Here is a 19,562-nt window from a genome sequence, read left to right as displayed (position 1 = left end):
GAGGTCGTCGGGGGAGCGTCGGTGCCCCTGCGGCCGCGGCCGGGGTGGCATTCTCCCCGTGTGACGGAACCAACGCACAGCGGTGAGGCCCACGGCGGTGCCTTGGCCGAGCGGCTGAACTGGCTGCGTGCCGGGGTGCTCGGCGCGAACGACGGCATCGTCTCCACCGCCGGCCTCGTCGTCGGCGTGGCCGGTGCGACGGACGACCGCTCGGCCCTGCTCACCGCCGGCCTCGCGGGGCTGCTCGCCGGGTCGATGTCCATGGCCGCCGGCGAGTACGTGTCCGTCTCCACCCAGCGCGACTCGGAGATGGCCGCCCTCGCCCTGGAGCGCCGGGAACTGCGCGAGCAGCCGGAGGCCGAACTGGAGGAGCTGACCCAGCTGCTGCAGGAGCGGGGCATGTCCCGCGAGGTGGCCCGGGAGGCGGCCGAGCAGCTGACCGAACGGGACGCGCTCAGGGCACACGCGCGCGTGGAGCTCGGAATCGACCCCGACTCGCTGACGAACCCCTGGCACGCGGCGTGGGCGAGCTTCCTGGCGTTCACCGTGGGCGCGCTGCTGCCCCTGCTCGCGATCGTCCTCCCACCCGCGGGCTGGCGCCTGTGGGTCACCGTGGTGTCGGTGCTGGCCGCCCTGGTCCTCACCGGATGGGTGAGCGCCCGCCTGGGCGCGGCGGACCCCGCCCGGGCGGTGCTCCGCAACGTCGTGGGCGGCGCCCTGGCGATGGGCGTCACCTATGCGGCCGGAACGCTGCTGGGAGTGGCCGGCGTGTAGCCATGGGCCCCGAGCCCCTCGATGCGCGCCCCGCGCAGCTCACGGCGTACGGTGAAGTGCGCCCGACCACCCCCGGGGCGCGCTCTACACCCCGCACGAGAAGGACCCTCGACATGCGCGCCACCACCATCCACGCCCCGTACGACATGCGCGTGGAGGACGTGCCCGAGCCCGTGGTGCAGCTGCCCACCGACGCTGTCGTGCGGGTGCTGCGCGCCTGCATCTGCGGCAGCGACCTGTGGGCCTACCGCGGCGAGGCGGCCCGGCAGCCCGGCCAGCGGATCGGCCACGAGTTCCTCGGTTTCGTCGAGGAGACCGGCTCCGAGGTGAGCACCGTCAGGCGCGGTGACCTCGTGGTCGCCCCCTTCATGTGGTCCGACGGCGTCTGCGACTACTGCCGAGAGGGCCTTACGACGTCCTGCGAGCACGGCGGCTTCTGGGGCTCCGTCGGCCACGACGGCGGCCAGGGCGAGGCCGTGCGCGTCCCCTTCGCCGACGGCACGCTCGTACAGCTCCCCAAGGACGCCGCGTCCGACGACCACCTCCTGACCGCCCTGCTGACCCTCTCCGACGTGCTCGGCACCGGCCACCACGCGGCCCTCGGTGCCGGAGCCCGCCCCGGCGCCACGGTCGCCGTCGTCGGCGACGGAGCCGTCGGCCTGTGCGCGGTGCTCGCCGCCAAGCGGCTCGGCGCGGAGCGGATCATCGCCCTCGGCCGCCATCAGGTCCGCACGGACATCGCTCGCCGCTTCGGCGCCACCGACGTCGTCGCCGAGCGAGGCGACGCGGCCGTCGAGGCCGTCCGCGAACTCACCCGCGGCCAGGGCGCCCACGCCGTCGTCGAGGCTGTCGGTACCGAACAGTCAATGCGTACGGCCGTCAACATCACCCGCGACGGCGGCGCGATCGGTTTCGTCGGTGTCCCGCACGGCAGCGGCACCGGCCTCGACCTCGGCGTCATGTTCGACCGCAACATCGCGCTGCGCGGCGGAGTCGCCCCGGTCCGCGCGTACATCCCGGACCTGCTGCCCGACGTGCTCGCCGGCACGATCGACCCCTCGCCGGTCTTCGACATGACGGTCGACGTCGAGGGCGTGCCCGACGGCTACAAGGCGATGGACGAGCGGGTCGCGCTGAAGGTGCTGGTCACCAACGGTTGAGTCTGCCGGTCAACACTTGATCGGTACTTGATCGGTGTCATGACCAACGGATCGGCAGCGGCAAGGCCGTCAACAGCCCCGACACCACGACCACCACACCCAGCGCGACGACTTCCGCACGCGCGGGCGAGCAGGCGGTCAGCGGGTCGGCGGCGCGGCGCAGCCGGAACCGCGCCCACAGGGCGAGCACGGCGACGGCGGCCACGAGGAACACCTTGGCGAGCAGGGTGCGCCCGTACGCCGTCGTCGTCAGCTGGTCCAGGATCGTCCCCGACGGCATGCGGCGCAGCGAACTCCACACCCCGGTCGCGGTGATGAGGGCGAGGAGCACGGCGGCCACGCGCGCGTAGAGCCCCAGCAGGGCCGCACCCGCCGTACTGCCGTGCCACCGCCGCAGGGTCCGCAGCGCGTGCAGCAGACCGCCCGCCCACAGGGTCGCGCACGTCAGGTGCACCAGTGTCAGTCCGGACCCGAGCAGCGGGTTGTGCTCGGTGGTGGGATGCGCGCGCAGGGCCTCCGCGACGATCACCGCGCCCACCGGCCACAGTTGGGTGGCGGGGCGGCGCGAACGGGCGCACACCGCGGCCACCAGGAAGGCGTTGACCTCGATCAGCGCGAGCTTGCCGTCCCGTGAGGCGTAGAGGCCGCCGACGTCGATCTGGGCGAGGCTGTGCGGCACCAGGTTGCCCGTCGACACCACCGAGGCCAGCCCCAGCGCGGCGACGAGACCGGCGACGGCCGTGTACGGAGCCCAACTGCGGGGCACCTCCTCGGAGGCGCCGGGCAGCGAACGGGCCAGACGGTTGACGAAGAACTCGCCCACCGGGACGCACAGCGCGGCGATCAGCACCGCCCGCAGCAGCGCGATGCCACCGACGCCGGGGGCCGAGGCCTCCCCGGTGCCGTGCAGCGCGGCGGAGGGCCCGAGCAGCGGTATCAGCGCGCCCACCGCCACCAGGACGAGGACGGCGACGGCCCGGCCCACACCGGGACGCCGTACGGGCCCGCTCGCGTCGGCCACCCCGGCCGTGGGTCTTATCAAGGTCACCTCAAGATCTTCACCAGCCGTCGCAGAACCGGGCAACTGCAGTAAAACAACTGGCGGTACGGCAATCCGGCCGTAGGTACGTTTTTGGGCACCCCATGACTCACATCCACCGGGCCGGCTGGGATCCCCAGGGCACCGGCGGGCATGCCCAGTCCGCCGGACCGCCCTCGAAGGAAACCGGTGGCAGCGCGTACCGCAGCCGCCCCAGCGCGCTGTCCGTCTCGCCGAGCCAGGCTTCCGGCCCGTCGTACGAGAGCTCCCCGACGTCGCCCGTCCCCGTGCCGTCCACGAGCCAGTGGGCCGTACGGGCCAGCGCCAGCCGCACGAACCGGCTGCCGCCCTCGTACGACTGCTCGGTCAGCGCCCGCAGGACGGCCGCCGCCAGCAGGTATCCCGTGCCGTGGTCGAGGGCCTGCGCGGGCAGCGCACCGGGCTGCGCCGCGGAACCCTCGATCGCCGCGATCCCGGTGGCGACCTGCACCAGACTGTCGAAGCCCCGCCGCTCGCCCCACGGCCCGTACGCGCCCCACGCCGACACCTGCGCCACGACGAGCCCCGGCCGCCGCTCGGCCAGCGCCCGCGGGGACAGCCCGAACCGGTCCAGTGCCCCCGGCCGGTACCCGGTGACGACCACGTCCGCCGCGGCCAGCAGCTCCTCGAAGGCGCGCCGGTCCCGTGCCAGGTCGAGCACCGCCGAACGCTTCCCGAAGCCGGTGTCGGCGTGCTGGTCGGGGAGTTCGGGCAGCTGAGGGGAGTCCACGCGCAGGACGTCGGCGCCGAGGAGCGCGAGCGTGCGGGTGGCTACCGGACCCGCGAGGACCCGGGTCAGGTCCAGGACGCGCAGCCCGGCGGCGGGCAGCAGCGGAGTCCCGTCGACCTGCGCGAGCACGCGCGCGGGTGCGGAGTCGAGCCGGTCACGCTCGACGAGCGGCCGGGCCGCCACCGCGACGGCCTGCTCGTGCGCGGCCCACTCCTCGGGCGTCCGGAGCGCCACGGCCAGTCCACCGGCCGCGTAGACGGCCTCCTCGACCTCTGCCGCGGACCGCTCGGCCAGGGCCGCCTCGACGGCTCCCACGTCCTCCGGCACCCCCAACACGCCCAGCAGCCGCGCCCGGTGATGCGGATAGTTGGCGTGGGTCCGGATCCAGCCGTCGGCCGTCCGCCAGAACCGTGACATCGGCGCGAAGGCGACCGGTGCCCGCCCGTCGATCCGCAGCCGACGCTCGCTGTGGAACGCCGTCGCGACCGCCCCGTCGTCCACCCGCACACCGGGCACCTCGGCGAGCCCGGCCCGCCGCGCCCCGAGCTCGGCTGCAGCCAGCGCGCAGGCCCCGACACAGGCCCGCGCCAGCTCCCGTACGGGAAGGCGCCCTTCGAGAGCGCCCTCCCGCACGATGGTCGAAACCCGCGGGAGAAGGGCGGGATCGCCGCCCACCGCGGACCATGCCAACTTGATTCCAGTCATTACTTCACTATGCAGTATTGACTGAATCAATATATGGACGAGCCAGTGCTGGAATCAGCCCTACTTCGTCACCGCGTCCAGTGCGTCCACAGTGCCCCAGCCGTAGAAGCCGTTGCGGTTCTTGGAGCCCTCGCACACCGCGTCGACCTTGCCGTCGCCGTTGATGTCGTAGGGGTCCGTGCACGGCGTGGCGTCGGCCTCCGCGTACAGCAGCGCCTTGACGAGGGCCGCGGAGGCATGCGGATGGGTTGACTTGATCAATGCGGCGACCGCCGCGACATGCGGGGAGGCCATCGACGTACCGGCCATGTAGCCCCACTTGCCGCCGGGCAGCGTGCCCAGGATCAGGCCGCTGGTGGCCGGCGGAGCGGGGGTCTGGTAGGCGGTCGCGTCGCCGCCCGGCGCGGCCACGTCGATGACGCCCAGGCCGTAGTTGGAGAAGGACGACTTGAGGCCCTTCGCGCCGGTCGCCGCGACCGTCACCACACCCGGCAGCTGGGTCGGTATGTCGAAGCACTCGGACGGGTCGATCACCCGGTCCGAGGGCGTGCCGTCGTTCGGCGAGACCGGGTCGGTGATCTCGTCGGCGTTCAGGTCGTAGTTCTCGTTCCCGGCCGCCGCGACGTTGACCGTGCCCTTCTTCTCCGCGTACTGCGAGGCCCGGGTGATGGCGTCGACGAGCGCCTTCTGGTTCGGGTCGTCGGTGCAGTTGAAGTACCAGGGGTCGGTGTAATAGCTGTTGTTCGTCACGTCGACGCCGTGCTCGGCCGCCCACACGAAGCCGCACACCACGGCCTCCGTGTAGAAGTAGCCGGCGGTCGTGGCCACCTTGATGCCGGCCACCTTCACCCCGGGCGCCACGCCGGTCATGCCGACGCCGTTCTTCGCGGCGGCGATCTCGCCCGCCACGTGCGTGCCGTGCGGGCTCTCCGCGGCGGTCGGCCGCCAGGCGCCGTCCGTCGTGTCCGGCTTGCCCGAGACGCAGTTGACCGACGCCTGGCGGTCGAAGTTCGGGGCGATGTCGGGGTGGGTGTCGTCGACGCCGGTGTCGATCACGCCGACGGTGACCTTCGGGCTGCCCAGCGCCACCTCGTGCGCCTTGTCCGCCTTGATGGCCGGCAGGTCCCACTGCAGGGGCTCCAACGGGTCCTGGCCGTCGGCGGCCTGAACGTCCGTCAGCTCGTCCGCGGTGAGCGCCTTCGGCGTGCCCACGTCGGTCGTCGACTGCGCGGGCAGCGGCGCGTTGCGCGTGTTGCCGGCCGACTGCACGCCCGGCACCTTGCGGATGATCAGCCCGAAGTCGGGGTTGGCCGAGTGGACGACGATCACGCCGATCTGGTCGTACGACGTCAGGATCGTGCCGCCGGCCTCGGCGATCGCCTTCTTGATGTGCGCCGAAGGGCCGTGCCCGGGGCGGACGTTGACGACATAGCTGAGCGAGGTCGCGTCCGCCGAGGCCGCGGTCGTAGCCGTGGTCGCGGTTTCGGCGGCCGAGGCCGTGACGTTCGGCAGGAACGTGAGGGCCGTCGCCATGGCCATCCCCAGCGGGAGGGCGAGGACGCGACGGTGGCGCTGGTGAGGCGCGGTCATGTGTCTGTGTCTCCCTACTTCACCGCGCGCAGCGCGTTGACGATGCCGAAGCCGTAGAAGCCGTTGACGCGCTTGCCGCCCACGCAGGTGGCGTCCACGACGCCGTCGCCGTCCCCGTCGTACGGGTCGGTCGGGCAGCCCGGGTTGTCCGCCTCGGCCTTCAGCAGCCCCTGCAGCTGGGCCGGAGTCGCCCACGGGTGCGTGGACTTCAGCAGCGCGGCGACGGCCGCGACGTGCGGCGAGGCCATCGAGGTGCCCTGCAGGAAGCCGTACTCGTTGTTCGGCAGGGTGGACAGGATGCGGCCGTTCTTCGACGGCGTGTCCGGGATCTTGTACTTGTCGCCGCCCGGCGCCGCGACGTCGATGACGCCGTCGCCGTAGCTGGAGTAGTACGACTTGGCGCCCGTCACGCCGACCGCGCTGACCGTGACGACGCCCGGCAGCTGGGTCGGCACGTCGAAGCACTCGTGCGGGTCGACCGTCCGCGTCACCGGCGTCGAGTCGTCCGGGCTGGAGTCGTCGACCAGGGCGTCGGAGTCGAGGTCGTCGTTGGAGTTGCCGGCCGCGGCGACATTGAGCGTGCCCTTGCGCTGGGCGTACAGCTGGGCCCTGTTGACCGAATCAACGATGGCACGTTGATCGGGGTCGTCCATGCAGTTGTACAGCCACGGATCAACGTAGTAGCTGTTGTTGGTCACCTCGACGCCGTGGTCGGCGGCGAACACGAAGGCGCACACCACGCTCTCCGGGAAGAACAGCACGCTCTCGTCCGGCTGTGCCACGGTGATGCTCGCGACCTTCACGCCGGGCGCGACACCGGCGACGCCGATGCCGTTGCGGGCCGCGGCGATCTCGCCCGCCACATGCGTGCCGTGGTAGTGCTCGCCGTCGTCCACCGGCCGCCACGAGCCGTACGTGGTGTCCGCCTTGCCGCTCACACAGTTCGCGGACTGCGAGGCGGAGAAGTTGGGCGCGATGTCCGGGTGGGTGTCGTCGACGCCGGTGTCGATCACGGCGACGGTCACCTTCTTGCTGCCCGGGTCGATCCGCGCGGCCTTGTCGGCGCCGATCGCCCTGAGGTCCCACTGGTCGGCCTCCAGCGGCTCCTCCCCGGCCGCCGAACTGTTCGCGAGCTGCGCGGCCTGAGCCTTCGAGAGGTACTGCACCCCGCCCTCGTCGGTCGTCCCCGCGGCCGTCACGGGCGCGGTCCGCGAGGCACCCGCAGACTGAACCCCGCGCACCTTCCGTATCTTCGCGGCGAATCCGAGGTCCGTGGAGTGGACGACGATCACGCCGATCTGGTCGTACGACACCACGACGGAACCACCGGCCGCGTTGATCGCCTTCTTGACCGACTCGATCGTGCGGTGGTCCGTCTTCGTGTTGACGAGATACGCGAAGGTGTCCGCGTCGGCCGCCAGGGTGGCGGACTCCGCGCGGGGAGCGGCCTGCGCCGCCGCCGGCAGGAAGCCGAGCGAGGCCGTCAGGGAGAGAACGACCGGCACGGCGAGGGCGAGCCGGCGTCTGGAACGCAGATGAGCCATGGGGTCTCCACATCATCCGGAAACGAGAACCGCCCGAGACACAGGTGGTGCTCGGGCAGGTACATGACGGGTGGTGCAGGCCCGAAGCTATCCCCCGAAGTCGCTGGTCAGCAATGAGTTCCCCATGGCGAGTTCGGAAAAGGGTCAAGGGCGTTGAACCTGCCCTCGCGTGGCGCCGTGACCTTGGACAGGGAGCACGAGGACACTCGCCCCCGATCCCCGTCACAACCGCACCCGCAACGCGAGGAGACTCCGTGGCCACCGAGACACCGCCACCCTCGAAATCCCCAGTCCAACTCCCCTCCACCGAGGAGTTCGAAGCGGTGCAGGAGAGCGCGGAGTTCGGTGAACTGCGCCGCTCCTACCGCTCCTTCGCCTTCCCGCTCACGGTCGGCTTCATCGCCTGGTACCTGCTGTACGTCCTGCTCTCCAACTACGCGGACGACTTCATGGGCACCAAGCTCTTCGGCAACATCAACGTCGCCCTGGTCCTGGGCCTCGCCCAGTTCCTGACCACCTTCCTCATCGCCTGGTGGTACTCGCGGCACGCCGCCGCGCAGCTCGACCCCAAGGCCGAGGCCATCAAGTCCCGGATGGAGGGCGGCGAATGAGCCCCGCGATCACCCTGGCGGCCGGCGAGGCCAGCGAGCACCGGACGCTGATCATCACCCTGTTCGCGGTGTTCGTCGCCGCGACCCTGGTCATCACCGTCTGGGCGGGCCGCCAGACCAAGGACGCCGCCGACTTCTACGCGGGCGGCCGTCAGTTCACCGCCTTCCAGAACGGCCTCGCCGTCTCCGGCGACTACATGTCCGCCGCGTCCTTCCTCGGCATCGCGGGAGCCATCGCCCTCTTCGGCTACGACGGCTTCCTGTACTCCATCGGCTTCCTGGTCGCCTGGCTGGTCGCCCTGCTCCTGGTCGCCGAGCCGCTGCGCAACTCCGGCCGCTACACCATGGGCGATGTGCTCGCCTACCGGATGCGCCAGCGCCCGGTCCGCACGGCGGCCGGCACCTCGACCATCGTCGTCTCGATCTTCTATCTGCTGGCCCAGATGGCGGGCGCGGGCGTGCTGGTCTCGCTGCTGCTCGGCATCACCAGCGACGCGGGCAAGATCGGCATCGTCGCCCTGGTCGGCGTACTGATGATCGTGTACGTCACCATCGGCGGCATGAAGGGCACCACCTGGGTCCAGATGGTCAAGGCGGTCCTGCTGATCGCCGGCGCCCTGCTGCTGACCTTCATGGTCCTGCTGAAGTTCGACTTCAACGTCTCCGACCTGCTCGGCTCGGCCGCCGACAACAGCGGCAAGGGCTCGGCCTTCCTGGAGCCCGGCCTGAAGTACGGCGCCACCGGCACCACCAAGCTGGACTTCATCTCCCTCGGCATCGCCCTGGTCCTGGGCACCGCGGGCCTGCCGCACATCCTGATCCGCTTCTACACGGTGCCGACCGCCAAGGCCGCCCGTAAGTCGGTCATCTGGGCCATCGGCCTGATCGGCGCCTTCTACCTGATGACCCTCGCCCTCGGCTTCGGCGCCGCCGCGCTGATCAAGCCGGACGAGATCATCGCCTCCAACAAGGCGGGCAACACGGCCGCGCCACTCCTCGCCCTCCATCTGGGCGGCGTGGACTCCAACTGGGGCGCGATCCTGCTGGCCACCATCTCGGCGGTCGCCTTCGCCACGATCCTCGCGGTCGTCGCGGGCCTCACCCTGGCCTCGTCCTCGTCCTTCGCGCACGACATCTACGCGAACGTCATCAAGCGCGGCCAGGCCACCGAGAAGCAGGAACTCGGCGCGGCCCGCTGGGCCACCGTCGGCATCGGCGCGGTCTCCATCGTGCTCGGCGCCCTCGCCCGCGACCTGAACGTCGCCGGCCTGGTCGCCCTCGCCTTCGCGGTCGCCGCCTCCGCCAACCTCCCGACCATCCTCTACAGCCTCTTCTGGAAGCGGTTCACCACCGGCGGGGCCCTGTGGTCGATCTACGGCGGCCTGGTCACCGCGGTCGGCCTGGTGCTGTTCTCGCCGGTGGTCTCCGGCAAGGAGACGTCGATGTTCCCGGACGTCGACTTCCACTGGTTCCCGCTGGAGAACCCGGGCATCATCTCGATCCCGGTCGGCTTCCTGCTGGGCGTCCTCGGCACCTACCTGTCCAAGGAAGAGCCCGACAAGGGCAAGTACGCGGAGCTGGAGGTCCGGTCCCTGACCGGCACCGGCGCCCACTGACGACCCCCCCGGTACGCCCCCTGAGCGGCCGCGTCGTAGATCCCTACGACGCGGCCGCGCCGTACCTCGTGGGATCGGGCCGCTGTCGATGTCAGTCGGGTCACGTAGGCTCGCAAGTGACGGAAGACGATGGATCCACGCTGATTCGCTACGAGGGAGGGGGCCCACGTGCTCATCGACACATACGGCCGAGTGGCCACCGACCTGAGGGTCTCGCTGACCGACCGGTGCAACCTCCGGTGTACGTACTGCATGCCCGAGGAGGGCCTGCAGTGGCTGGCCAAGCCGGACCTGCTCACGGACGACGAGATCGTCCGCCTGATCGACATCGCGGTCACCTCCCTGGGCATCGAGGAGGTCCGCTTCACGGGCGGCGAGCCGCTGCTGCGCCCGGGCCTGGTCGGCATCGTCGAGCGGGTCGCGGCCCTGGACCCCCGCCCCCAGATGTCCCTCACCACCAACGGCATCGGCCTCAAGCGCACGGCGACGGCCCTGAAGGCCGCGGGCCTGGACCGGGTGAACGTCTCCCTCGACACCCTCCGCCCGGACGTCTTCAAGACCCTCACCCGCCGCGACCGCCACCACGACGTCCTCGACGGCCTCCGGGCCGCCCGCGACGCGGGCCTGACCCCCGTCAAGGTCAACTCGGTCCTGATGCCGGGCCTGAACGACGACGAGGCCCCGGACCTCCTGGCCTGGGCGCTGGAGCACGAGTACGAACTGCGCTTCATCGAGCAGATGCCCCTGGACGCCCAGCACGGCTGGAAGCGCGAGGGCATGGTGACGGCGGGCGACATCCTCGCGTCCCTGCGCACCCGCTTCGACCTCACCCCCGAGGGCGCGGCGGAGCGCGGCTCGGCGCCGGCGGAGCGCTGGCTGGTGGACGGCGGCCCGCAGCGCGTGGGTGTCATCGCCTCGGTGACCCGCCCGTTCTGCGCGGCCTGCGACCGCACCCGCCTCACCGCGGACGGCCAGATACGCACCTGCCTGTTCGCCCAGGAGGAGACGGACCTGCGAGCCGCCCTCCGCTCGGACGCCCCGGACGAGGAGATCGCCCGCATCTGGCGCCTGGCGATGTGGGGCAAGAAGGCGGGCGCGGGCCTGGACGACCCGTCCTTCGTGCAGCCGGACCGCCCGATGTCCGCGATCGGCGGCTAGGACCCCTCCGGCGCTTCCCAGTCCTCGAACCTCACGACGTCCTTGAGGAAGCCCCGTACGCCGAGGAACTGCGACAGATGCTCCCGGTGCTCCTCACAGGCGAGCCACGTCTTGCGCCGCTCCGGCGTGTGCAGTTTGGGATTGTTCCAAGCCAGAACCCACACGGCACCGGCACGACAGCCCTTGGCCGAACAGATCGGGGCGACAGGCTCGGAGCCGGAGAGATCGAGATTCACGCTCCTGACCCTACAAGCCCCACAAAAGGCGACGCCGAGCAGCCACGGGGGGAGCTGCCCGGCGTCGGTCTGTCGCTCCGACGGGGGATGCGGAGCGCTTAGGAAGTATGTCACGGGTAGCACGCCCCATGGCACTGGATCGGCATGATCAGTTCTGAGCTTTTCTTGAGCTTGGTGCGTAGCGCGAATTCCGTTTGTCGCCCGTCCGCGCCGGTCACACCTGGTCGCGAGGCTCGCTTCGTACGCCCTGCGCGGACTCGCCCGGGACATCTTCCGGGACCGGTTCCGTGAAACCGTCGTTCGTCCGCGGCGGCGCGATCATCGGACGCATCGGGACCGTCACGAAGGTCGACGGAAGCGACGGAGCGTTCTCCCGCCCCGCGTTCGCGATCACGACCGCGATGTACGGCAGGACCAGTCCGAGAACCAACGCCACGATCGCGACGTGCCGTTCGACGTTCCACAGCGACGCCGCGAGGATCACCGACACCGTACGGATCGACATCGAGATGACGTACCGCCGCTGCCGCCCGCGCACGTCCTCGTCGAGACCCGTGCGCGCACCGGTGATCCGGAACACCTGGCCGTTGCCGCCGCCGTGCTGCTTCCGCATCACATTCCACCATCCGCCCGCATCGGCCCCGTCCCGCCCCGTGCACGGTCCGTACCCGGTCGGGGAACGAGGTCCGGACACCTCCAACGTTACGCCGCGCCTGCGTCGCCTACGAGACCGGGTCGCCTCCTGCCTGGGCGGACGCTCTCAGCCGTAACACGTACGGCGGCACCCGACATGCGCCGTACGGCGTACGGCCCAACACTGGGCGTAATGCTCACGTCGAGCCGTACAAGGAGGCAGCCATGGGCTGGTTGTGGGCGATCATCGTCGGATTCGTGCTGGGCCTGATCGCCAAGGCGATCATCCCGGGCAAGCAGCACAGTCCCCTCTGGCTGACCACCATCTGCGGCATCCTCGGTGCCATCGCCGGCAACGCCATCGCGCGGGCGTTCGGCGTGGACGCGACCCGCGGCATCGACTGGAGCCGCCACGCCTTCCAGCTCGTCGCCGCGGTCGTCATCGTGTTCGTGGTCGACATGCTGTACATGGCGACGCTCGGCAAGCGGAAACAGACGACCTGAAAGCAGAAGGGTGGGCCTCCCGCAGAGGAGACCCACCCTTTTCCGCTTCATTCAGGCGGACGTGACCTCGACCGCCGCCAGGTTCTTCTTGCCTCGCCGCAGCACCAGCCACCGCCCGTGCAGCAGGTCCTCCTTCGCGGGGACCGCGTCCTCGGTCGCGACCTTCACGTTGTTCACGTAGGCCCCGCCCTCCTTCACGGTCCGCCGCGCGGCCGACTTGCTGGCCACGAGACCCACCTCGGCGAACAGGTCCACGACCTGACCGAGCTCGGCGACCTGGATGTGCGGCAGCTCGGAGAGCGACGCGGCGAGGGTCTTCTCGTCCAGCTCCGCCAGCTCACCCTGCCCGAACAGCGCCTTGGACGCGGCGATCACGGCGGCCGTCTGATCGGCCCCGTGCACCAGCGTCGTCAGCTCCTCCGCCAGCGCCCGCTGGGCGGCCCGCGCCTGCGGCCGCTCCTCGGTCTGCCGCTCCAGCTCCTCGATCTCCGCGCGGGACTTGAAGCTGAAGATCCGCAGGAACTTGGAGACGTCCCGGTCGTCCGCGTTCAGCCAGAACTGGTAGAAGGCGTACGGCGTGGTCATCTCGGGGTCCAGCCACACCGTGCCGGACTCGGTCTTGCCGAACTTCGTGCCGTCGGCCTTGGTGATCAGCGGCGTGCCCAGCGCGTGCACCACCGCGTCGGGCTCGACCTTGTGGATCAGGTCGGTGCCCGAGGTGAGGTTGCCCCACTGGTCGCTGCCACCGGTCTGCAACGTGCAGCCGTACCGCCGGTACAGCTCCAGGAAGTCCATGCCCTGCAGGATCTGGTAGCTGAACTCGGTGTAGCTGATGCCCTCCTGGGACTCCAGCCGCCGGGCGACCGCCTCCTTGGCGATCATCTTGTTCACGCGGAAGTGCTTGCCGACGTCCCGCAGGAACTCGATGGCCGACAGGCCCGAGGTCCAGTCCAGGTTGTTCACCATGACCGCGGCGTGCGGCCCCTCGAAGTCCAGCAGCGGAGCGATCTGCGCGCGCAGCCGCTCGACCCACTGGGCGACGATCTCGGGCGCGTTGAGCGTGCGCTCGGAGTTCGGCTTCGGGTCACCGATGAGACCGGTGGCACCCCCGACCAGGCCCAGCGGACGGTTGCCCGCGTCCTGGATCCGGCGCATCGTCAGGATCTGCACGAGGTTGCCGAGGTGCAGGCTGGGCGCGGTCGGGTCGAAGCCGCAATAGAACGTGACGGGACCGTCCGCGAACGCCTTGCGCAATGCGTCCTCGTCAGTGGAGAGGGCGATCAGCCCGCGCCACTTCAGCTCCTCGACGATGTCCGTCACGGTTCTCGTATCTCCTAGAAAGTGCCTCGGGCAGTCGAGTGACTACCGGCTACGAGGTTATACGCCCTGACTGACAGAACTCATATTGAAATCCGGCACCCGCAGCGGCGGCATCGCGGCCCTGGTGAAGTAGTCGCTCCACTCCCTCGGCAGCGTCTTCTCCGTGCGCCCCGCCTCCGTCGCCCGCCCCAGCAGGTCGACCGGCGACTCGTTGAACCGGAAGTTGTTGACCTCGCCGGTCACCTCGCCGTTCTCGACGAGGTACACGCCGTCCCTGGTCAGACCGGTGAGCAGCAGCGTGGCCGGGTCGACCTCGCGGATGTACCAGAGGCAGGTCAGCAGCAGCCCGCGCCCGGTGCCGGCGACCATCTCCTCCAGCGACCGGTCCTCACCCCCCGAAAGGATCAGGTTGTCGACCGCGGGGGCCACCGGCAGCCCGGTCAGACCCGCGCTGTGCCGGCTGGTGATCAGGCGCTTCAGCTCGCCCTCGCGGACCCAGTCCGTCGCCGTGAGCGGCAGGCCGTTGTCGAACACCGACTGGTCGCCGCCCGAGGAGTGCGCGATCACGAAGGGCGCCGACTCCAGACCCGGCTCGTTCGGGTCGCTGCGCAGGGTGAGCGGCAGCTCGGCGAGCCGGTCGCCCACGCGCGTGCCGCCGCCCGGCTTCGAGAACACCGTGCGCCCCTCGACCGCGTCCCGGCCCGACGCCGACCACAGCTGGTAGATCAGCAGATCCGCGACGGCGGTCGGCGGCAGCAGCGTCTCGTACCGCCCGGCGGGCAGCTCGATCCGCCGCTGTGCCCACCCCAGACGTACGGCGAGCTCGGCGTCCAGCGCGCCCGGGTCGACGTCCTTGAAGTCCCGCGTCGACCGCCCCGCCCACGCCGAGCGCGTACGGTCGGGCGACTTGGCGTTCAGCTCCAGCGTGCCGTTGGGCTGGTCGTGACGCAGGCGCACCCCCGTCGACGTACCCACATAGCTCGACACCAGCTCGTGGTTGGCGAAGCCGTACAGCTCACGTCCGCCCGCACGCGCGCGTGCGAAGGCCTCGCCGAGCGCGGGCGCGAAGTCGGCGAACACGGCGGAGGAGGTCTCCGCGGGCGCGTCCGTGAAGTCCGGAGACGCCGGTACGTCCGTCACGAGCGGCTGCGCGTCCTCGGCGGGCCCGGCACCGCGCGCGGCGGCCTCGGCGGCCCGCACCAGGGACTCCAGCTCGTCCACGGTCACGGCGGAGCGCGAGACGACACCGGAGGCCGTGCCCTCCTTGCCGTCGACGGTCGCGACGACCGTGAGGGTACGACCCCTGGTCACGCCGTTGGTGGTGAGCGCGTTGCCCGCCCACCGCAGGTTGGCGGTCGAGTGCTCGTCGGCGATGACGACACAGCCGTCGGCGGTGGACAGCTCCAGCGCCCGCTCGACGATCTCGTGCGGCTTGTTGCTGCGGGCGCTCATCGACCGGCCTCCTGCGTGGTGTTGAGGATGTTGACGCCCTTGAACAGCGCCGAAGGACAACCGTGCGACACGGCCGCGACCTGCCCCGGCTGGGCCTTCCCACAGTTGAAGGCACCCCCGAGCACATACGTCTGCGGCCCGCCGACGGCCGCCATGGACCCCCAGAAGTCGGTCGTCGTCGCCTGATAGGCCACGTCCCGCAGCTGCCCGGTGATCCGCCCGTTCTCGACCCTGAAGAACCGCTGACCCGTGAACTGGAAGTTGTACCGCTGCATGTCGATCGACCACGACCGGTCCCCGACCACATAGATCCCGCGGTCCACGCTGCCGATCAGGTCCTCGGTCGACATCCCCGCCGGGTCCGGCTGCAGGGACACGTTGGCCATGCGCTGCACCGGCACATGCCCGGGGGAGTCGGCGAAGGCGCAGCCGTTCGACCGTTCGAAGCCGGTCAGCTTCGCGATGCGGCGGTCCAGCTGGTAGCCGACGAGTGTGCCGTCCTTGACCAGGTTCCAGGACTGGCCGGCGACGCCCTCGTCGTCGTAACCGATGGTCGCGAGGCCGTGTTCGGCGGTGCGGTCGCCGGTGACGTTCATCAGTTCCGAGCCGTACTTCAGCTTGCCGAGCTGGTCGAAGGTGGCGAAGGAGGTGCCGGCGTAGGCGGCCTCGTAGCCGAGGGCGCGGTCCAGCTCGGTGGCGTGGCCGATGGACTCGTGGATGGTCAGCCAGAGGTTGGACGGGTCGACGACCAGGTCGTACAGGCCCGCCTCCACGCTCGGGGCGCGCATCTTCTCGGCGAGCAGCTCCGGGATCTGTTCGAGCTCGGAGTCCCAGTCCCAGCCGGTGCCCGTGAGGTACTCCCAGCCGCGCCCGACCGGCGGCGCGATCGTCCGCATCGAGTCGAACTCGCCGCTCGACTCGTCGACCGACACGGCCGTCAGCTGCGGGTGCAGCCGGACGCGCTGCTGTGTCGTCACGGTCCCGGCCGTGTCGGCGTAGAACTTGTTCTCGTGGACGGTGAGGAGGGAGGCGTCGACGTGGTTGACGCCGTTCGCGGCCAGCAGGCGTGCGCTCCAGTCCGCCAGCAGCGCGGTCTTCTCCTCGTCGGGCACCGAGAAGGGATCGATCTCGTACGACGAGATCCACGTCCGGTCCGCGTGTACGGGCTCGTCGGCGAGCTCGACGCGCTCGTCGGAGCCGGCCGCCTTGATGACCTGGGCGGACAGCTTCGCCATGGCGACCGCCTGGGAGGCGACCTTGGCCGCCGCGTCCAGGCTCAGGTCCACGCCGGACGCGAAGCCCCACGTCCCGCCGTGCACGACCCGCACCGCGTACCCGAGGTCGGTGGTGTCCGACGACCCGGCGAGCTTGGCGTCCCTGAGGCGCCAGGACGCGCTGCGCACCCGCTCGAACCGGAAGTCCGCGTGCTCGGCGCCCAGGGCACGCGCGCGTGCGAGTGCCGCGTCGGCGAGGGCGCGCAGAGGTAGAGCCGTGAAGGCTTCGTCGATGGTATGAGGCACCGAGGTCTCTCCTTGTTGTCGTGACCTGTGGTCGGACCGGCGGTACCCCGATCATTTCGCGCGGGCGGGCCCGCGGGCCACAGGTTTCGGGCCGGTGCCGGGAACTTTCTGTAGGGACCCGACAGTGAGTCCCGTAAGCCACTGTCGGTGCCCGAATGTCCGTGAGCGCGAGCGGCCCGATAGGTTTTCGGGGAAGCCGCCTGTCATCCAGCTGTTCGGGCGGGTGTGTCAGACACCTATCGAAAGGGTGATCCGTTGAGCCGCTCGGTTCTCGTCACCGGAGGCAACCGGGGCATCGGCCTCGCCATCGCCCGCGCTTTCGCCGACGCCGGCGACAAGGTCGCGATCACGTACCGCTCGGGTGAGCCGCCGGCCGGCTTCCTGGCCGTCAAGTGCGACATCACCGACACCGAGCAGGTGGAGCAGGCCTACAAGGAGATCGAGGCCGAGCACGGCCCGGTCGAGGTCCTGATCGCCAACGCCGGCATCACCAAGGACCAGCTCCTGATGCGCATGTCCGAGGAGGACTTCACGTCCGTCCTCGACACCAACCTCACCGGCACCTTCCGCGTGGTCAAGCGCGCCAACCGCGGCATGCTGCGCGCCAAGAAGGGCCGCGTCGTCCTCATCTCGTCGGTCGTCGGCCTGTACGGCGGTCCCGGCCAGGCCAACTACGCCGCCTCCAAGGCCGCGCTGGTCGGCTTCGCGCGCTCCCTCGCCCGCGAGCTGGGCTCGCGCAACATCACCTTCAACGTCGTCGCGCCCGGCTTCGTGGACACCGACATGACCAAGGTGCTCACCGACGAGCAGCGCGCGGGCATCGTGGCCCAGGTGCCGCTCGGCCGCTACGCGCAGCCCGAGGAGGTCGCCGCGACGGTGCGGTTCCTCGCCTCGGACGACGCCTCGTACATCACTGGAGCCGTCATCCCCGTTGACGGCGGACTGGGAATGGGTCACTGATCACCATGAGCGGAATTCTCGAGGGCAAGCGCATCCTGATCACGGGTGTGCTGACGGAGTCCTCCATCGCCTTCCACACCGCCCGGCTGGCCCAGGAGCAGGGTGCCGAGATCATCCTGACCGCGTTCCCGCGGCCCACGCTGACCGAGCGCATCGCCAAGAAGCTGCCGAAGCCCACCAAGGTCATCGAGCTCGACGTCACCAACGACGAGCACCTGGGCCGGCTGGCCGACGTCGTCGGCGAGGAGCTCGGCGGCCTGGACGGCGTCGTGCACTCCATCGGCTTCGCGCCGCAGGACGCGCTCGGCGGCAACTTCCTCAACACGCCGTTCGAGTCGGTCGCCACCGCCATGCACGTCTCGGCGTACTCCCTGAAGTCGCTGACCATGGCCTGCCTGCCGCTGATGCAGAACGGCGGCTCGGTCGTCGGCCTCACCTTCGACGCGCAGTACGCCTGGCCGCAGTACGACTGGATGGGCCCCGCCAAGGCCGCCCTGGAGGCCACCAGCCGCTACATGGCGCGTGACCTGGGCAAGCAGAACATCCGCTGCAACCTCGTCTCCGCGGGCCCGCTCGGCTCCATGGCCGCCAAGTCCATCCCGGGCTTCAGCGACCTCGCCGCGGTGTGGGACGAGCGCTCCCCGCTGGAGTGGGACCTCAAGGACCCGGAGCCGGCCGGCAAGGGCGTCGTCGCCCTGCTGAGCGACTGGTTCCCGAAGACCACGGGCGAGATCATCCACGTGGACGGCGGCCTGCACGCCATCGGCGCCTGATCTCCGCTACGTCGTCGACGCCCCGTTCCCGCGAGGAGCGGGGCGTCCCCCGTTCGGCCTAGCCGACCAGGCGCCGACGGCCCACAACTGCGCACTCTGGATTACGCGTTCACCACACGCTCCCCTCCCCAGCACGGCCGAGGAGGTCCCCTTGTGCGCCTGTCCCGCAGCCTGGCCTCAGTGACCGTCGCCGTCGCTCTCGTGATGTCCCTGCCGTACGAGGCGGTCCCGCACGCGCGCGTGAAGAGACCCCTCGCGGCGCAGCCCTTCGGCGCCGAGTGCCGCACCAGGGTCACCGGATCCCATGTGACCGCGTACTGCCACAACCCCTATCCGCAGACCGACGGCGTCAGCCTGCACGTCGAGTGCGCCAAGTGGTGGGACCTCGACACCGACGGCGCCCCGGTCGACACCGGTCCGGCGATGACCGTACGGCTGACCGGGCGCTGCTGGGAGGACGTGCGCTCGGTGTGGGTCAGCCACCAGCGGCGGTGAACCGGCCCGGGCGGCACAGGAAGGGATAGCTCGCCGCCTCCCGGCCCGCCGCCTCCGTGTCACCCGCGCGGATCGCGTCCACCAGCCGTGTGTGGTCCATGTACGTCTCCGGGGTCAGCTCCCGGCCGACGTCCTCGCGCAGCCAGTCCCGCAGCACCTCGCCGAGGTCGGCGTACATCTCGCTCATCACGTCGTTGTGGGACGCGGCCACCACAGCCAGGTGGAAGGTGGCGTCCGCCGTCACGAAAGCCTCCGCGTCGCCCGACTCCCATGCCTCCTCGCGCCGCACCAGCAGCGCGTCGAGCTGCTTGAGGTCCTTCTCCGTGCGCCGCTCGGCGGCCAGCCTGGCCGCGGCCGACTCCAGGGTGGAACGCAGCTCTGCGACGTGTTTCGGGTCCGCGTCGGCGAAGCGGCGGTGCATCACGCCCGCCAGCTCGCTCGTTGCCACGACATAGGTGCCCGAGCCCTGGCGGATGTCCAGCAGACCGTTGTGCGCGAGCGCGCGGACGGCCTCGCGGACCGTGTTGCGCGCGACCCCGAGCTGCTCGACGAGCTCCGGCTCCGTGGGGATGCGTGAGCCGACCGGCCACTCGCCCGAGGTGATCTGGTTGCGCAGCGCGGCGATGACCTGCTCGGAGAGCGCAGAACGACGGGGATGACTCAGGGGCATGGCACACCTTCGCACGAGGTGGCCGGGTACGGC

At 70.6% G+C, this 19,562-nt stretch carries 19 protein-coding genes; 9 read left to right on the top strand and 10 right to left on the bottom strand.

Features of this window, described 5'->3' with window-relative positions; translation table 11 throughout:
• Nucleotides 1–60 precede the first annotated feature (60 nt).
• Nucleotides 61–774: a VIT family protein gene (locus tag ABZ848_RS43910; RefSeq protein WP_360841212.1), complete on the top strand. Its 714-nt coding sequence runs from the start codon at nt 61–63 to the stop codon at nt 772–774.
• A 113-nt stretch (nt 775–887) separates the two neighbouring features.
• The gene (locus ABZ848_RS43905; protein ID WP_360841210.1) at nt 888–1,934 is read left to right on the top strand and encodes a zinc-dependent alcohol dehydrogenase family protein; all 1,047 of its coding nucleotides are present in this window, start codon (nt 888–890) and stop codon (nt 1,932–1,934) included.
• 37 nt (nt 1,935–1,971) lie between these two features.
• Here the strand turns inward: ABZ848_RS43905 and ABZ848_RS43900 are convergent, their stop codons facing one another.
• The 4 genes from ABZ848_RS43900 to ABZ848_RS43885 form a co-directional block, all read right to left on the bottom strand.
• Nucleotides 1,972–2,982 carry a CopD family protein gene (locus ABZ848_RS43900; RefSeq protein WP_360841208.1) on the bottom strand — a complete coding sequence of 337 codons (1,011 nt, stop codon included), beginning with the start codon at nt 2,980–2,982 and terminating at the stop codon, nt 1,972–1,974.
• A gap of 100 nt (nt 2,983–3,082) precedes the next feature.
• Nucleotides 3,083–4,447 (bottom strand): CoA transferase, encoded by a 1,365-nt coding sequence (locus tag ABZ848_RS43895; RefSeq protein WP_360841207.1) that lies wholly within the window; start codon nt 4,445–4,447, stop codon nt 3,083–3,085.
• 60 nt (nt 4,448–4,507) lie between these two features.
• Nucleotides 4,508–6,037, bottom strand: coding sequence for a S8 family serine peptidase (locus ABZ848_RS43890; protein WP_360841205.1), 1,530 nt, complete (start codon nt 6,035–6,037; stop codon nt 4,508–4,510).
• Between the two features lie 14 nt (nt 6,038–6,051).
• Nucleotides 6,052–7,581, bottom strand: a complete 1,530-nt coding sequence (locus tag ABZ848_RS43885) for a S8 family serine peptidase (protein WP_360841203.1) — start codon at nt 7,579–7,581, stop codon at nt 6,052–6,054.
• A gap of 254 nt (nt 7,582–7,835) precedes the next feature.
• Here ABZ848_RS43885 and ABZ848_RS43880 point away from each other — a divergent pair, with 254 nt between their 5' ends.
• From ABZ848_RS43880 to moaA, 3 genes are all read left to right on the top strand, one after another.
• Nucleotides 7,836–8,192 (top strand): DUF485 domain-containing protein, encoded by a 357-nt coding sequence (locus tag ABZ848_RS43880; RefSeq protein ID WP_360841201.1) that lies wholly within the window; start codon nt 7,836–7,838, stop codon nt 8,190–8,192.
• The gene (locus ABZ848_RS43875) at nt 8,189–9,808 is read left to right on the top strand and encodes a cation acetate symporter (protein ID WP_360841200.1); all 1,620 of its coding nucleotides are present in this window, start codon (nt 8,189–8,191) and stop codon (nt 9,806–9,808) included. Before ABZ848_RS43880 ends, ABZ848_RS43875 begins: the two co-directional genes overlap by 4 nt.
• Nucleotides 9,809–9,976: 168 nt before the next feature.
• Complete coding sequence (moaA, locus tag ABZ848_RS43870; protein WP_360841198.1) at nt 9,977–10,966, top strand: GTP 3',8-cyclase MoaA; 990 nt, start codon at nt 9,977–9,979, stop codon at nt 10,964–10,966.
• On the opposite strand, the gene ABZ848_RS43865 is transcribed toward moaA, so the two are convergent.
• Both ABZ848_RS43865 and ABZ848_RS43860 read right to left on the bottom strand, forming a co-directional pair.
• On the bottom strand, nt 10,963–11,202 hold the full coding sequence (locus ABZ848_RS43865; RefSeq protein ID WP_360841197.1) for a hypothetical protein: 240 nt from the start codon (nt 11,200–11,202) through the stop codon (nt 10,963–10,965). The two genes, moaA and ABZ848_RS43865, sit on opposite strands and share 4 nt — an antisense overlap.
• Nucleotides 11,203–11,416: 214 nt before the next feature.
• Nucleotides 11,417–11,815, bottom strand: coding sequence for a DUF3099 domain-containing protein (locus ABZ848_RS43860; protein ID WP_360841195.1), 399 nt, complete (start codon nt 11,813–11,815; stop codon nt 11,417–11,419).
• Between the two features lie 245 nt (nt 11,816–12,060).
• On the opposite strand from ABZ848_RS43860, the gene ABZ848_RS43855 reads away from it, so the two are divergent.
• Complete coding sequence (locus ABZ848_RS43855) at nt 12,061–12,339, top strand: GlsB/YeaQ/YmgE family stress response membrane protein (protein WP_242774288.1); 279 nt, start codon at nt 12,061–12,063, stop codon at nt 12,337–12,339.
• Nucleotides 12,340–12,390: 51 nt separating this feature from the next.
• Here ABZ848_RS43855 and tyrS read toward each other — a convergent pair whose 3' ends face one another.
• Genes tyrS through ABZ848_RS43840 form a run of 3 tightly spaced genes read right to left on the bottom strand, consistent with a single transcriptional unit; the run spans nt 12,391 to nt 16,631 of the window.
• Nucleotides 12,391–13,659 carry a tyrosine--tRNA ligase gene (gene tyrS, locus ABZ848_RS43850; RefSeq protein ID WP_360841193.1) on the bottom strand — a complete coding sequence of 423 codons (1,269 nt, stop codon included), beginning with the start codon at nt 13,657–13,659 and terminating at the stop codon, nt 12,391–12,393.
• A 57-nt stretch (nt 13,660–13,716) separates the two neighbouring features.
• A complete protein-coding gene (locus ABZ848_RS43845; protein WP_360841190.1) occupies nt 13,717–15,111 on the bottom strand; it encodes a metallopeptidase TldD-related protein in 1,395 nt (464 codons plus the stop codon).
• On the bottom strand, nt 15,108–16,631 hold the full coding sequence (locus ABZ848_RS43840) for a TldD/PmbA family protein (RefSeq protein WP_360841189.1): 1,524 nt from the start codon (nt 16,629–16,631) through the stop codon (nt 15,108–15,110). Before ABZ848_RS43840 ends, ABZ848_RS43845 begins: the two co-directional genes overlap by 4 nt.
• A gap of 255 nt (nt 16,632–16,886) precedes the next feature.
• Between ABZ848_RS43840 and fabG the strand changes: the two genes are divergently transcribed.
• From fabG to ABZ848_RS43825, 3 genes are all read left to right on the top strand, one after another.
• Nucleotides 16,887–17,591 (top strand): 3-oxoacyl-[acyl-carrier-protein] reductase, encoded by a 705-nt coding sequence (fabG, locus tag ABZ848_RS43835; protein WP_360841187.1) that lies wholly within the window; start codon nt 16,887–16,889, stop codon nt 17,589–17,591.
• 5 nt (nt 17,592–17,596) lie between these two features.
• Entirely contained in the window at nt 17,597–18,364 is a 768-nt protein-coding gene (fabI, locus tag ABZ848_RS43830; RefSeq protein ID WP_360841185.1) for an enoyl-ACP reductase FabI, read from the top strand.
• 153 nt (nt 18,365–18,517) lie between these two features.
• On the top strand, nt 18,518–18,859 hold the full coding sequence (locus ABZ848_RS43825; RefSeq protein WP_360841183.1) for a hypothetical protein: 342 nt from the start codon (nt 18,518–18,520) through the stop codon (nt 18,857–18,859).
• Here ABZ848_RS43825 and ABZ848_RS43820 read toward each other — a convergent pair.
• The gene (locus ABZ848_RS43820; RefSeq protein ID WP_360841182.1) at nt 18,840–19,529 is read right to left on the bottom strand and encodes a FadR/GntR family transcriptional regulator; all 690 of its coding nucleotides are present in this window, start codon (nt 19,527–19,529) and stop codon (nt 18,840–18,842) included. The genes ABZ848_RS43825 and ABZ848_RS43820 overlap by 20 nt on opposite strands.
• Between the last annotated feature and the right edge of the window lie 33 nt (nt 19,530–19,562).

It is taken from the genome of Streptomyces sp. NPDC047081 (assembly GCF_040643775.1).
GTDB lineage: Bacteria > Actinomycetota > Actinomycetes > Streptomycetales > Streptomycetaceae > Streptomyces.
This window is presented reverse-complemented; position numbering and strand designations above follow the sequence as displayed.

Coding starts and splice junctions, on each gene's coding strand:
- ABZ848_RS43820 (WP_360841182.1), bottom strand. CDS start 19,529: ATGCCCCTGAGTCATCCCCGTCGTTCTGCGCTCTCCGAGCAGGTCATC.
- ABZ848_RS43890 (WP_360841205.1), bottom strand. CDS start 6,037: ATGACCGCGCCTCACCAGCGCCACCGTCGCGTCCTCGCCCTCCCGCTG.
- ABZ848_RS43875 (WP_360841200.1), top strand. CDS start 8,189: ATGAGCCCCGCGATCACCCTGGCGGCCGGCGAGGCCAGCGAGCACCGG.
- fabI (WP_360841185.1), top strand. CDS start 17,597: ATGAGCGGAATTCTCGAGGGCAAGCGCATCCTGATCACGGGTGTGCTG.
- ABZ848_RS43895 (WP_360841207.1), bottom strand. CDS start 4,447: ATGACTGGAATCAAGTTGGCATGGTCCGCGGTGGGCGGCGATCCCGCC.
- ABZ848_RS43855 (WP_242774288.1), top strand. CDS start 12,061: ATGGGCTGGTTGTGGGCGATCATCGTCGGATTCGTGCTGGGCCTGATC.
- ABZ848_RS43845 (WP_360841190.1), bottom strand. CDS start 15,111: ATGAGCGCCCGCAGCAACAAGCCGCACGAGATCGTCGAGCGGGCGCTG.
- ABZ848_RS43860 (WP_360841195.1), bottom strand. CDS start 11,815: ATGCGGAAGCAGCACGGCGGCGGCAACGGCCAGGTGTTCCGGATCACC.
- ABZ848_RS43905 (WP_360841210.1), top strand. CDS start 888: ATGCGCGCCACCACCATCCACGCCCCGTACGACATGCGCGTGGAGGAC.
- ABZ848_RS43885 (WP_360841203.1), bottom strand. CDS start 7,581: ATGGCTCATCTGCGTTCCAGACGCCGGCTCGCCCTCGCCGTGCCGGTC.